17 protein-coding genes and 1 riboswitch are annotated in these 12,638 nt (G+C 65.1%); of the genes, 8 read left to right on the top strand and 9 right to left on the bottom strand.

The features are described from left to right. Positions 1-3 precede the first annotated feature (3 nt). The 6 genes from tolB to ydfG form a co-directional block, all read right to left on the bottom strand. Complete coding sequence (gene tolB / locus M3I53_RS16865; protein ID WP_110384286.1) at positions 4-1,296, bottom strand: Tol-Pal system beta propeller repeat protein TolB; 1,293 nt, start codon at positions 1,294-1,296, stop codon at positions 4-6. A gap of 136 nt (positions 1,297-1,432) precedes the next feature. Continuing rightward, a complete protein-coding gene (tolA, locus tag M3I53_RS16860; protein WP_254317039.1) occupies positions 1,433-2,434 on the bottom strand; it encodes a cell envelope integrity protein TolA in 1,002 nt (333 codons plus the stop codon). Then, entirely contained in the window at positions 2,431-2,877 is a 447-nt protein-coding gene (gene tolR, locus M3I53_RS16855) for a protein TolR (RefSeq protein ID WP_035513412.1), read from the bottom strand. Before tolR ends, tolA begins: the two co-directional genes overlap by 4 nt. A 24-nt stretch (positions 2,878-2,901) precedes the next feature. Continuing rightward, positions 2,902-3,579 (bottom strand): protein TolQ, encoded by a 678-nt coding sequence (gene tolQ, locus M3I53_RS16850; RefSeq protein ID WP_028205324.1) that lies wholly within the window; start codon positions 3,577-3,579, stop codon positions 2,902-2,904. 154 nt (positions 3,580-3,733) lie between these two features. Beyond that, positions 3,734-4,228, bottom strand: coding sequence for a tol-pal system-associated acyl-CoA thioesterase (gene ybgC / locus M3I53_RS16845; protein WP_254317038.1), 495 nt, complete (start codon positions 4,226-4,228; stop codon positions 3,734-3,736). A 68-nt stretch (positions 4,229-4,296) separates the two neighbouring features. Next, the gene (gene ydfG / locus M3I53_RS16840) at positions 4,297-5,043 is read right to left on the bottom strand and encodes a bifunctional NADP-dependent 3-hydroxy acid dehydrogenase/3-hydroxypropionate dehydrogenase YdfG (RefSeq protein WP_254317037.1); all 747 of its coding nucleotides are present in this window, start codon (positions 5,041-5,043) and stop codon (positions 4,297-4,299) included. Between the two features lie 197 nt (positions 5,044-5,240). After that, positions 5,241-5,378: riboswitch (ZMP/ZTP riboswitch) on the top strand. Positions 5,379-5,538: 160 nt separating this feature from the next. Here ydfG and glyA point away from each other — a divergent pair. The 7 genes from glyA to M3I53_RS16805 all read left to right on the top strand — a co-directional run bounded on the left by glyA (position 5,539) and on the right by M3I53_RS16805 (position 10,163). Next, the gene (glyA, locus tag M3I53_RS16835) at positions 5,539-6,786 is read left to right on the top strand and encodes a serine hydroxymethyltransferase (protein ID WP_254317036.1); all 1,248 of its coding nucleotides are present in this window, start codon (positions 5,539-5,541) and stop codon (positions 6,784-6,786) included. 15 nt (positions 6,787-6,801) lie between these two features. Further along, entirely contained in the window at positions 6,802-7,281 is a 480-nt protein-coding gene (gene nrdR, locus M3I53_RS16830) for a transcriptional regulator NrdR (protein ID WP_133182723.1), read from the top strand. A gap of 156 nt (positions 7,282-7,437) precedes the next feature. After that, complete coding sequence (locus M3I53_RS16825) at positions 7,438-7,974, top strand: GspH/FimT family pseudopilin (protein WP_254317035.1); 537 nt, start codon at positions 7,438-7,440, stop codon at positions 7,972-7,974. Continuing rightward, the gene (locus M3I53_RS16820) at positions 7,971-8,390 is read left to right on the top strand and encodes a hypothetical protein (protein ID WP_254317034.1); all 420 of its coding nucleotides are present in this window, start codon (positions 7,971-7,973) and stop codon (positions 8,388-8,390) included. Before M3I53_RS16825 ends, M3I53_RS16820 begins: the two co-directional genes overlap by 4 nt. Further along, the gene (locus tag M3I53_RS16815) at positions 8,387-9,178 is read left to right on the top strand and encodes a PilW family protein (RefSeq protein ID WP_254317033.1); all 792 of its coding nucleotides are present in this window, start codon (positions 8,387-8,389) and stop codon (positions 9,176-9,178) included. The genes M3I53_RS16820 and M3I53_RS16815 overlap by 4 nt, the downstream gene beginning before the upstream one ends. Then, positions 9,175-9,711: a hypothetical protein gene (locus M3I53_RS16810; RefSeq protein ID WP_254317032.1), complete on the top strand. Its 537-nt coding sequence runs from the start codon at positions 9,175-9,177 to the stop codon at positions 9,709-9,711. Before M3I53_RS16815 ends, M3I53_RS16810 begins: the two co-directional genes overlap by 4 nt. A 20-nt stretch (positions 9,712-9,731) precedes the next feature. Further along, positions 9,732-10,163: a type IV pilin protein gene (locus M3I53_RS16805; RefSeq protein WP_254317031.1), complete on the top strand. Its 432-nt coding sequence runs from the start codon at positions 9,732-9,734 to the stop codon at positions 10,161-10,163. 29 nt (positions 10,164-10,192) lie between these two features. Here the strand turns inward: M3I53_RS16805 and M3I53_RS16800 are convergent, their stop codons facing one another. The 3 genes from M3I53_RS16800 to M3I53_RS16790 all read right to left on the bottom strand — a co-directional run bounded on the left by M3I53_RS16800 (position 10,193) and on the right by M3I53_RS16790 (position 11,577). After that, positions 10,193-10,666 (bottom strand): DUF3318 domain-containing protein, encoded by a 474-nt coding sequence (locus M3I53_RS16800; protein WP_254317030.1) that lies wholly within the window; start codon positions 10,664-10,666, stop codon positions 10,193-10,195. Positions 10,667-10,681: 15 nt separating this feature from the next. Further along, a complete protein-coding gene (locus M3I53_RS16795) occupies positions 10,682-11,068 on the bottom strand; it encodes a phage holin family protein (RefSeq protein ID WP_254317029.1) in 387 nt (128 codons plus the stop codon). 206 nt (positions 11,069-11,274) lie between these two features. Then, the gene (locus M3I53_RS16790; RefSeq protein ID WP_254317028.1) at positions 11,275-11,577 is read right to left on the bottom strand and encodes a YqjD family protein; all 303 of its coding nucleotides are present in this window, start codon (positions 11,575-11,577) and stop codon (positions 11,275-11,277) included. Positions 11,578-11,938: 361 nt separating this feature from the next. Here M3I53_RS16790 and M3I53_RS16785 point away from each other — a divergent pair, with 361 nt between their 5' ends. Next, complete coding sequence (locus M3I53_RS16785) at positions 11,939-12,577, top strand: peroxiredoxin (RefSeq protein ID WP_254317027.1); 639 nt, start codon at positions 11,939-11,941, stop codon at positions 12,575-12,577. The last annotated feature ends 61 nt before the right edge of the window (positions 12,578-12,638 follow it).

The following is a 12,638-nucleotide window of genomic DNA, read 5'->3' as shown; positions in this document are numbered from 1 at the left end:
GTGTTATTGCATAAAAGGACCCCAGGACGGCTCGCGTACGCTGCCGCCCTGAACGGACAGGATTTGCCGCGTACGACCGTCGGTCGATACAGCAGCCAGCACGCCACGGCCGTTCACCTGTGTGGCGTAAAGAATGTACTGACCGTTCGCCGCGAAGCTGGGCGATTCGTCATGTGTCGTGTCAGTGAGCGCCGTGGCGACACCGGACTGCAGATCTTGAATGTACAGCTTAAATCCGCCGCCCGTGCGTGAGATGTACGCCAGTTGCTTGCCGTCCGGGCTGACCTTCGGGCTCGTATTGTAGTTGCCCGTGAACGTCACACGCTGTGCCGCTCCGGCGCTTTCGCCCTGGGCCGGCATCTTGTAGATCTGAGGCTGGCCGCCGCGGTCGCTCGTGAAATAAATCCAGCGTCCGTCAGGAGAGTAGTTGGGTTCGGTGTCGATCGTCGTGCCTTGCGTGAGACGGTGCAGGCCGGAGCCGTCGGCATTGACGGCGAAGATCTGCGTGTTGCCCGTGCGCGACAGTGCTACCGCGAGCGTGCGGCCGTCAGGAGACCATGCCGGCGCCGAATTGTTGCCCTTCTGGTCCGAGATGATCACGCGGCGACCCGTCGGCAGGTCGTGCACGTAGACGATCGGCTTCTTCTTTTCGAAAGATACGTAAGCGACCTTGGTGCCGTCGGGCGACCAGGCCGGCGAGATGATCGGCTCGGGGCTCGACAGCGCGATGTGCGCGTCTTGTCCATCGGAGTCCGAAACCTGCAACTGGAAGCGGCCGCCCGTCTTGATCACGTACGAAAGACGCGTGGCGAACACGCCGCGATCGCCGAGCAGCTTCTGATAGATGTAGTCCGCAACCTTGTGCGCGCTCATGCGCAGGCCGCTTGCCGGGCTCGTGAGCACGAGGCCGCCGAGGCTTTCGCCCTTTACGGTGTCGTAGAGCTTGAAGCGCACTTCGTACTGGCCGTTGGCGAGCTTGTTCACGCTGCCCGCAACGAACGCATTGGCGCCCTTGGCCTTCCAGCTGCCGAGGTCGACGGAGTCGTTTTCCGAGATCGGTGCGCTGCCGGCGTCGATATTGGTGAATTTCCCGCTGCGTTGCAGGTCGGCGCGCACGATGGCCGCGACCTGCTCGGGCGAATTCGCTTCACCGGCAAAGTTAGCCGTGGCGATGGGGAACTGGGTCGAGCCCACGCCGGTGACGAGGACGTTGAGTTGTGCGTTTGCCGCGCCGCCCGCCGTGATCAGGCAGGACGCGACGAGGGTTCGCAGGCCAAGCTTCGTCATCAATGTCATGCTGTGATATTTCCTGAAAAAAGCAATTTTGTCATAACGAGCAACAGCAGACTGACCGGAAAACGTTCGAATCGTTCCTTTTTAGCCACTGTTGCGCGGCGGCTTTCCTCAACCTTTCTGCGCCTTGCGCACGCCATTAACCTGCCGGGCGCAAGGTGATCTTGAAGCTCGAAGGCGTCTTGCCATCCGTGTCTTGCGGCATCGGATCCGAGCGCTGGACTGCACGCAACGCGGCGTCGTCCCACGACGAGTTGCCGCTGCTGCGCGTGATCGCCGCCGAAAGCAGCGTGCCGGTCGGCGAGCAATGCACCGCGATTTCCGTTTCGAGACCCGACGTCTCGCCCGACCACACGATGTTCGGACGCACGCGGCGGCGCACCTTGTCGGCGTAGCCCGGCGACGTCGCGTTGCCGCCCGAGCCGCTGCCCGTGCCGCTCTTCGCAAGACCGTTGCCGCTCGTGCCTTCGCCGCCGCCCATCGAGCCTTGCATCTGCGCGATGCGAGCGCGGCGTTCCGCGTCGAGCTTCTTCGCCTGGGCGTCAGCCTGCGCCTTCGCCTTGGCGGCCTTCTCGGCGTCGGCCTTCTTCTGCGCGTCGAGCTTCGCCTGCTTTTGCTGCTCTTCTTCCTGCTGCTGCTTCTTGAGCGCGTCCTGCTGCTGTTGCTGCTGCTTTTGCTTCTCTGCCGCGGCTTGCTGCTGTTCCTGCTGCTGCTTGAGCTTTTGCGCCTTCTGCTGCGCCGCGAGCTGTGCAGCCTGCTGGGCCGCGAGCTGCTGTTGACGCTTCGCTTCCGCTTCCTGCTGGGCTTTCAGACGCTGCTGCTCGGCCAGTTGCGCCTCGCGCTGCGCTTCCTGCTGCTTACGCTTTTGCTGTTGCAGCGCAATGTCGGCTTCCTCGGTTTGCGGCGGCGGCGGGGCAGGGGCAACCGGCGCGGGCGGCGGCAGCGGCTTCGGTGTGGACAGGTCGGGCACCTCGGTCCACAGTTCCGCTTCTTCACCCGCCGGCGTGCTGTTCTGCCAGTGAATGCCGTGATAGAGGAGCAGACCGAGCAGCACGTGCATCAGCACCGCGAGGGCGATAGCACGTCCCGTGCCACGCTCTCGCGGAGGCTGCAGCGGATACGAATCGTTCTTGCGGATCATTGCGATTTGACGAGCAGTCCGACACGTTTGACGCCATGCGACTTCAGGTCGGACATCACGTTCATCACCGTCTCGTATTTGACGGACTTGTCGGCGGCGATCACGACGGGCTGGTCGGGATGGCTCTGCTCGCGATCGGCGACGAAGCCGTTGAGATCGGCGCGCGTCATGGTCTGCTGCTGCGTGGCGCCGGAGTCATCCTTGTAGCGTACGCTCAGATTGCCGTCGGGGCGAATATTGACCACGACGGGCGGCACCTGCTGCTGCTGCGACGCGCCGCCGACGGTCGGCAGATTGACGATGGACGGCGCCACGAGCGGCGCGGTCACCATGAAGATCACGAGCAACACCAGCATCACGTCGATGTACGGCACGACGTTGATGTCGGCCATCGCACGGCGCGAGCGGCTGCCTCGCATGCTCGAACGGACTGAGCCTCCCATCTTCGACTCCTTGCTTCGTGAAGATTAGTGGGCCTGACGCTGCAGGATGTTCGAAAACTCTTCGATGAAGGTTTCGAAGCGGATCGCCAGACGGTCGATGTCGTGCGCGTAGCTGTTGTACGCGACCACCGCCGGAATGGCGGCGAACAGACCGATCGCGGTCGCCGTCAGCGCTTCGGCGATGCCGGGCGCGACGTTCGCGAGCGTGGCCTGCTGCACGTTCGCGAGACCGCGGAACGCGTTCATGATCCCCCAGACCGTGCCGAAAAGACCGATGTACGGACTCACCGAGCCGACCGAAGCGAGAAACGACAGGTTCGCCTCGAGCGCATCCATTTCGCGCTGGAAGGCGGCGCGCATTGCGCGCCGGGCGCCGTCGAGCACGAGGCTCGGATCGTTCAGGCGCTTCTCTTTCGCCTTCAGGAATTCGCGCATGCCCGACTCAAAGATACGCTCGAGCGCGCCGATCGTGTGACGGTTGTTGGCTGCGCTCTGGTAGAGCGCCTGCAGGTCGCCGCCTGACCAGAAGTCGCGCTCGAAGCGCTCAGTCTGCGACCGCGCCCGGCGGATCGCAAACCACTTGCGGAAGATGAAAGTCCAGGAAATCAGTGACATGAGCAGAAGAAGCCCCATCACCGCCTGTGCCAGTATGCTCGCATTAAGAACGAGAGAAATGATCGACAGATCTTGTGTAGTGTTCATATAGGTTCGTTGTGACGTCCCGAAAGGGGCGAGCGGCTGCAAGACAACGCAAGGCTTCCTGTAGGCGGTTGGGAAGCTTTCGCGCCGTCGCGGCCGAACCCTGCTTGGTCCTGCATTGACCGGCGCGAGTTCACTGGCGTCGTATCAACGGTAATTACTGCGCTGCCGTTGACACGGCGTGCACGTCTTTCTGTGGTCCACGTTGCAAGGCTTCATGAACGGGGGCCGGAATCGGTGCGGGGCGCATGACTGTGCTGTCGACGCAGGCGACACGAATGGTGCCCGTGGCGAGCAGCGTGTTCTCGCGCCACGCTTCCTGCACGAAGTCGACCGAAGCGCGGCCCAGTTTCTCCACGCGGGTTACGGTAGTGACGACGTCGTCGAGGCGCGCGGGCGAACGGTAGTCGAGCGCGGTGCTGCGCACGACGAACAGCGCGCCCGTTTCCTCGGCGAGCCGACGCTGATCGACGCCGCACGCGCGCAGCCATTCGGTGCGCGCGCGTTCGAAGAACTTCAGGTAATTCGCGTAAAACACGATGCCGCCCGCGTCGGTGTCCTCGTAGTAGACGCGCACCGGCCATGTAAAGCCGCGCGCGGCCGGTGACGACACCGCGTCCGGCTTGCTGGTGGAATTTTCCATGCCGCGCATTCTACCGGAACGGGAGGCCCCTACGTCTTTCGTACGACTGACGTAAGTATTAATTTTGTAAGGTAATTTTAGCCTCGGTGCACACTGGTGCCGGCGAACGTCTGGGCCACGGGCATCAGTTCGATCGTGTTGATGTTGACGTGCGCGGGGCGCGTGGCGATCCAGTAGATCGAATCGGCGATGTCCTCGGCCGTGAGCGGCTGCACGTCCTTGTAGACGTTGGCCGCCCTCGTGTCGTCGCCGCGAAAGCGCACGTTCGAGAACTCGGTGCCGCCGCACAGGCCCGGCTCGATGTCGGTCACGCGCAGTGCCGTGCCCGCGAGGTCCGCGCGCAGGTTCAGGCTGAACTGGCGCACGAACGCCTTGGTGGCGCCGTAGACGTTGCCGCCCGCATACGGCCAGCGGCCCGCCACCGAACCGAGGTTGAAAATGTGGCCGCGGTTGCGCTCGACCATGCCGGGCAAAAACGCGTGAGTGACCTGCACGAGGCCCGTGCAGTTGGTGTCGATCATGGTTTCCCACTCGTCGAGGTCAGCCCTCTGTGCCGGCTCCACGCCGAGAGCGAGGCCGGCGTTGTTGACCAGCACATCGATGCCGGCGAATCCGGGCGGCAGCGCGCCGGGTGCGGCTTCGACCGCCGCGCGGTCGCGCACGTCGAGCTCGAAGGGCAGGAGGGCGTCGCCGAGTTCGGCGGCGAGGGCGTCGAGGCGGTCCTTGCGGCGAGCCGTGGCGACGACACGATGGCCGCCCTTCACGAAGGCGCGGGCGATGGCGGCGCCGAATCCTGCGGACGCGCCGGTGACGAAAACGATCATGGGGGCTCTCTGGTCGATAGAAGGCGAGAAAAGGGGAGAGCCTACTTGCAATGCCGCATTGCGGCAAGAAACGGTCGGTACGCGCGCGGGCCCCAGGGCACGAGGCGCCGCCCGGCGCGCCACAGGCCGCGGAGCGGCCGAGCGCACTGGGGGCGGGCGGTTGCCTATTCCCTGCCGTTCCAATAAACTAACGCGCTCAATCCCTGCGTGACTGGCGATAGGGTTCCGGAACGGCGGCATAGGCGGTAACCATGCGCTCGTTATTGGGGACCCAAGGTGGAACGACCCACCGTGAAGCGCAGGGTGCCGTTTTGCCGTTCGCCTGGGCAGCCTGATTTCGCGCGCTTTCGTTTGCGCTGCCGTGGCTGCCCTGCCTCGCGTGTGCGGCACCTCCTTTCGCCACGTCAAGGCTGGCCTCTTCGCCAGCAGCGCCGCGTACCCGCTACGCGTTCCGCGCGAGACCCGGTCAACCTGAACACACTTAACGGAATCCGTATGTTTGACAGAGCCGAAAGCACCATCGCCAACGTCGATCCCGAACTCTTCAAGGCGATCGAACTCGAGAACCGCCGCCAGGAAGAGCACATCGAGCTCATCGCGTCGGAAAACTACACCTCGCCCGCGGTCATGGCCGCGCAGGGTTCGCAGCTCACCAACAAGTACGCCGAAGGCTACCCCGGTAAGCGCTATTACGGCGGCTGCGAAAACGTGGATATCGTCGAGCAGCTCGCGATCGACCGCGTGAAGCAGCTGTTCGGCGCCGAAGCCGCGAACGTTCAGCCGAACTCGGGCTCGCAGGCCAACCAGGGCGTGTTCTTCGCCGTACTCAAGCCGGGCGACACCATCATGGGCATGAGCCTCGCCGAGGGCGGCCACCTCACGCACGGCATGGCGCTGAACATGAGCGGCAAGTGGTTCAACGTCGTGAGCTACGGCCTCGACGCCAAGGAAGACATCGACTACGACGCGCTCGAAAAGCGCGCGCATGAAACGAAGCCGAAGCTGATCATCGCCGGCGCGTCGGCATTCGCGCTGCGTATCGACTTCGAGCGCATCGCCAAGGTGGCCAAGGCGGTTGGCGCGTACTTCATGGTCGACATGGCGCACTACGCGGGCCTCATCGCCGCGGGCGTCTACCCGAACCCGGTGCCGCACGCCGACTTCGTCACCACGACCACGCACAAGAGCCTGCGCGGCCCGCGCGGCGGCGTGATCCTGATGAAGGCGGAGTTCGAGAAGCAGATCAACTCGGCCATCTTCCCGGGCATCCAGGGCGGCCCGCTCATGCACGTCATTGCCGGCAAGGCCGTGGCGTTCAAGGAAGCGCTCTCGCCGGAATTCAAGACCTACCAGCAGCGGGTGGTTGACAACGCGCGCGTGCTGGCGGAAACGCTGGTCAAGCGCGGTCTGCGCATCGTTTCGGGCCGCACGGAAAGCCACGTGATGCTGGTGGACCTGCGCGCCAAGAACATCACCGGCAAGGCGGCCGAAGCCGTGCTCGGCACCGCGCACATCACGGTCAACAAGAACGCGATCCCGAACGACCCGGAAAAGCCGTTCGTGACGAGCGGTATCCGTCTCGGTTCGCCGGCCATGACGACGCGCGGCTTTGGCGTGAAGGAAGCCGAGCAGGTGGGCAACCTGATCGCCGACGTGCTCGACAATCCGGAAGACGCCGCGACGATCGAGCGCGTGAAGGCGCAGGTCGCCGAGCTGACGAAGCGTTTCCCGGTTTACCGCTAAGCCAGGCGATAACCCATGCGCTGCCCCTTTTGCCGGCACGAAGACACGCAGGTCGTCGACTCGCGCGTGTCCGAAGACGGCGCCGCGATCCGGCGCCGCCGCCGCTGCCCGGCCTGCGACAAGCGTTTCACGACGTACGAGCGGGTCGAGCTGGCGATGCCTTCGATCGTCAAGAAGGATGGCAGCCGCACGGAATTCGACCGCCGCAAGATCATGGCGAGCATGCAACTGGCGCTGCGCAAGCGCCCGGTTGCGGCCGATGCGATCGACGCGGCGGTTGCGCGTATCGAGTATCAATTGCTCGGCAGCGGCGAGCGCGAAGTGCGCAGCGAGCGCCTTGGCGAGCTCGTCATGGGCGAATTGCGCGAACTCGACAAGGTCGCGTTCGTACGGTTTGCTTCGGTGTATCGACGCTTCGAGGACGTCTCCGAATTCGAAGACGTGATCGAGGAATTCCGCCGCGCGGGTGCGAACAACCCCGCGAAAAAGCGCTGAGCGCATTCGCATTTTACTTCCCCCTGCCAGGCCGCTGTCGTAACGCTTGCATTCTCGCGAGCCGCCGCTGCGCGCACCAGCTAGCCGTTCGGCTAATTGTTCCGTTTCGCTTTCGTCCGTAGATTGATGGCAATCCGCTCGAACTAAGGATTGCTGATGAAGTACGGAGGATTCACGCTCATTGAGACGATGGTCGTCATCGTCCTGCTGGCGATTTGCGCAACGGTTTCCACGCCGGTTTTCACCGCGTGGCGCGTGCGCGATCAGGTCGACGCGCGCGCCAACGCCTTGCTCGGCACGCTCGCCTACGCACGCAACGAGGCCATACGGCGCAAGTCGCGGGTTACCGTTTGCCGCGTCGACGCCGCGCGCCATTGCATCGAGGCTGCCAAAGCGTGTCCGTCCGGTGTTGCAGACTGGTCCTGCGGCTGGGCCGTCATGATAGAGCGCGCCGGAGCCTCTATCCCGTTGCGCATCCAGCCGGCGCTCGACACGATTTCCGTGGCGTCGGGGCTCACTGCCATCACGTTTTCGCCGCCGGCGGGGCAGACCATCGGCAGCTTGCGCAACTTCGAGATTGCCCCGCGGGCCACGTCGGCGGCACAACGCGGCGCGGGCTGGCGTCGCTGCATACGGATCGCGCAGGGGGGCCGGGCACGCATCAGCGACGGTGCATGCACGGCGGCGTCATGAGCCAGGTGAGCGAGCGCGGCTCGACGCTGCTGGAAGTCGCCATTGCGCTCGGCGTCATGGCGATGTGCGGGCTCGGCCTGATGAGCACGCAGCTTGGGCTCGTTCGGCACGCACAACTGGCGGCGGAGCGCGAGCGCGCGGCGTTTGCCGCTGACGCCATGGCCGAAGCGGCGCGCGTGGCGATTGCAACGCCCGCCGTGGGCGATCGATGGAAGGCACTGACGGCGAGCATCGTGCCCGAAGGGCGGCTGACCACGTCGAGCGTGGGCGGCAACGCATCGGTCGCGTCCGTGAGTTGGGCGACGTCACCGCTCGGCGCAGCGTCGGGATCGACGGCCGTTTCGCGGGTTGCGCCGTGTCTCGATGCCACGGCGCCCGCCGGGCGCGCCTGCGTCGCCCTCGCGTATCTGCGATGAACATTCGTTTCGCCCACGTGCGCCAGCAGGCCGGCCACACGCTGCTCGAACTAACGATTGCCGTAGCGTTGGGCCTCGTGGTGACGCTTGGCGCGCTCTCGGCTTATCGCACGCAGCGCCAAGCCTATGCGCACGCGAACGACGCCGCGCGCATCCACGAGGCCGGCATGAATGCGTTGATGCTGATCGGCGAGCAGATCCAGATGGCCGGCTTTGTTGCCGCGGACGCGCGCTCGACACTTGCCGGCCCGGCGATCTTCGGCTGCGCGGCGGGGCGCCCGATCGGCACCGATGCGGCGCTTAGCTGCGAGCCGCTGCCGAGCCGGTCGGACGGATTGGCCGTGCGCTATCAAGGCGACCGTGTATCGACGTGGCCCACCGTAAACGGCCAGGTAACCGACTGCCTCGGGCAGGGGGTTGGCGTGGCAGGCGTGGAAATCGTGAACCGCTATTACGCCGATGTGGCGAGCCAGACGACTCGCGGGAGCGAGCTTTACTGCGCGGGCGCTGGCAAGCCGCAGCCGCTCGTGGAGGGCGTCGAGCGTTTGCGCCTGCGCTACTGGACGGCGGGCGCGGCGCAGGCGGTCGAGGCTTCGGCGCTCGCGCGCGATCAGTGGGCGTCGGTCGTGGCAGTCGATCTGTGCGTGCTGGTGCGCGGGGCGGCCTTTGCGCGGCGCATGCGCTACGTCGATTGCGATGGTGGGCAGGCCGTCGGCGCGGATGGGCGAGCGCGACAGGCGTTCTGGCGGCACATCGTGCTGCGTAACGTTCTGCCGGCAGCGTCATGAGAACGAGCCCGCGCGGGGAGCGTCGCGCGCGCGCCGCGCGTCGCGGCGTGGCGCTCCCAGTCGTGCTGCTTGTTGTCGCGATGATGCTCGTGACTTCGGCGGCGTGGTTCGAGGCAGCGCTGCTCGCGCGGCGCAACGCCGATGCCGTCGCCGATCATCTGCAGTCCTTCCATGCCGCCGACGCCGCGCTCGTGTTGTGCTCGCGCGCGCTGACGAATGGCTCGCTGGCCGCGCCTGTGGCGGCCACGCAGCCCGGCGAGCCGCAAGCCTGGCGACGGCAGGACAGCTTCGAGCGGCAGGCGGTCGCGCCCCTCGCTGCGTGGCCGGGGTCTGTGCGCACGCCGCAATGCTTCGTCGAGGCCTGGCGCATCGATAGCCGTCCGCTGGCTCGAGCGTATCTCGTCACGGCGCGAGGGTTCGGCGCATCGGAAGACACGCAAAGCTGGCTGCAGGACCAGGTGGTCATCGCAGCCGAGGGTTACGCGACGCGCGTCGAGCATCACTGGCGTCGCGTCGTCGCGAGGCCATTTTGATGAGGCAAACGGGAGGTAACGTGAAGAGCAACCGGTACAACGCGTTCACACTGCTCGAACTGGTCATCGCGCTGGCCGTGGCCGCTATCGTGGCCACCTTTGCGATGCCGGGGTGGAGCGCGCAGATCGCGCGGGCACATCGCATCGACGCCGTGGCCGCGCTGTATCGCGCAGCGCAACTCGTCGATACGCAGAGCGCGACGATGGCGCGTTTGCCAACCGGGTTCGACCAGGCTCCGCCGACGGGAGCGCCCGTCTACCGCCTGCGTCTCATGCCCGCCGACGATTCCAACGGTGGCTACGCCCTCGTAGCCGATCCAGTGGAGGCCGGGCCGATGCGTGGCGATGCGTGCGGCGCCTTCGTGCTCGACGCAACCGGCGCGCGCAGCAATCAAGCCGCGGGCGGTGGCGCTGTCGCGGCGGCTACACCGATGTGCTGGCGGGATCGTTGAACGCCCCGGAGGGGCATCGCGGAGGGCAATCAGCCGGTGACGTCGTCTTCGTCGGACCTGTCGCGGGCAGGCGGATGCGCCGAGGCGTCGCGCTGGCGCCGCATCTGCTGCCACACGCGATACGCTTCCCACGCCGTAAAGGCGAGGCCTCCCCACTTGATGACGGGGCGCGCGGCCGAAACGATGCTCGTCCGCAGCGGCTTCGCCACGACGAGCGAGATGAGCGAACTGACCAGCGGATATTGCTTGAGCAGGCTGCCGAGGCCGAAAGCCACGCCGCCGCCGGCGCCGGAGCGACTGAATCCGGGCACCACGAAACGCAGCCAGCTGAAATTCGTGACCGTCGCGCGGATGTCCACGAGCGCTTCGGCCATTTCGGCACGCTCGACGCTCGCTCGCACGAGCAGCAGTTCCTTGCGCAGGGCGCGCAACTGCGGTGTCGAGAGATCGTGCGCATGGCCGCGGCGGGGGCGAAAAGCAGTGTCCGGTCGGGGTTGATTCATGGCGTCGGCTCGCGGCTAGGGGTTGCGCAGGGCATCTCGGTCTTTCTCGAACTCATCGAGCGTCGCCTGGAATACGAGTGGCGCGGTGTGCAGCCCGCGGCGCGCCTTCAGGCCGCAGAAAATCGCCGCGATCGCATAGACGATCGTGAGACCGGCGAGCGCCTCCCAGCGGTACGTGTCCCAAAAGGCGATGGCCACGAGCGCCGTGAGCGCGATCAAGGCAAGCATCGCGAACATCATCCCCGCGAGGCCAAGGAAAAGCACGCCGATGAGGCGGTCCTTCTCCTCGGCGAGTTCGATGCCGATCAGTTCTAGCCGCGTCTGAAGCATCGCGGACGCGGAGCCGAGCAGGCGGCGCAACGGCCCGTGTTCGTGTCGCTGCGAGTGGGTGTCTGTCGTCATGGCGATGGCAGGTGGCGCAGGCGGATGCGCGAGCAATGGGCGAGAAAAAACGCGAGAAAAGACAACGGGCTCGATTAGCCCGGCGAGACCAATCAGTGCGGCAGGCGGCGTCAGCAAAGAGCCGTCAGCCACCCGCTGCCAGCGGCTGGTCGAGCCGCGCCGCGCGAGCGGCCCGGAGACCGTCCGCGTGGTGCGGCGAAGCCTCTTTATTTGCGGTTGATCAGCAAACCGACCAGTACGCCCAAGCCGGCGGCGATTCCGATCGACGCCCACGGATGCTCGTGGACATAGTCGTCGGTGGCGCGTGCCGCTTTCTTGCCTTTCTCGACCACGACCACCTGGACGTCGGCGGCCTTCTCTTTTGCCTGCTTCAGACGCGAGAGTGCCGTTTCGCGCAACTCCGAAGCGCGCTCGCCCGTAGCGCTCGCAGCCTGCTTGAGCAGGTCCTCTGCATCCGCGAGGACGGTTTTGATATCGGACATCAGCCTCTCCTTGTTGACCTCTGACATTGACTGGCTCCCATCGTGTCACATCACGCGTGAATCGTAACAAAGATACGGGCGCTGGCAAGCGTGACGCGCCGTTACGACCTGCGCATTCGCACGATTCGTTCCCGCGAGTGTGCGTCGACGGGGTTCTGGATCCCGCTCACCAAAACTCGCGGGGGTAAGAGTCATTGATTTGATCCGGCACCTAAAGTTTCCTCCAAGCGGTTCAAAATTACAAAAACTCATACCGGTGTGAGGCAATGTTCGTTCGCGGGGCGCAGCCAGGGCCTGTATGCTCGAATGTTGTAAATGTCCACTGGATCAACGCGCCGCGCGCGCCGTTTCGATCAAACCCGTTCACCTCGTTCAAAGGAACCGCACCATGAGTCTACGTCTTGGCGATATCGCACCCGACTTCGAGCAGGATTCGAGCGTTGGCCGCATCAAGTTTCACGAGTGGCTCGGCGATAGCTGGGGCGTGCTGTTTTCGCACCCGGCCGACTTCACGCCGGTCTGCACGACCGAGCTTGGCCTGACCGCCAAACTCAAGGACGAATTCGAGAAGCGCAACGTGAAGACGATTGCGCTTTCGGTGGACAGCGCCCAGTCGCACAACGAGTGGATCAAGGACATCAACGAGACGCAGGCCGCGAACGTCGGCTTCCCGATTCTCGCGGACGGCGACCGCAAGGTGTCCACGCTGTACGACATGATCCATCCGAACGCGAACGAGACGCTCACCGTGCGCTCGCTGTTCGTGATCGACCCGAACAAGAAGGTGCGCCTCATCATCACCTATCCGGCGAGTACGGGCCGCAACTTCGACGAAGTGCTGCGCGTGATCGACTCGCTGCAGCTCACCGACAACTACCAGGTTGCGACGCCCGGCAACTGGAAGCAGGGCGACGACGTCGTGATCGTGCCGTCGCTGAAGGACGAAGAAGTCCTCAAGCAGAAATTCCCGAAGGGCTACAAGGCCCTGCGTCCGTATCTGCGCATGACGCCGCAGCCGAACAAGTAAGCCGTTCGGCCAGCGTCCGCCCCACAGGCGCCAAAACAGAAACGCCGCACGAGACAAGTCG

Origin of the sequence: Paraburkholderia sp. CNPSo 3272, from assembly GCF_024206495.1 — a bacterium.
In the GTDB taxonomy this organism is placed as follows: domain Bacteria; phylum Pseudomonadota; class Gammaproteobacteria; order Burkholderiales; family Burkholderiaceae; genus Paraburkholderia.
This window is presented reverse-complemented; position numbering and strand designations above follow the sequence as displayed.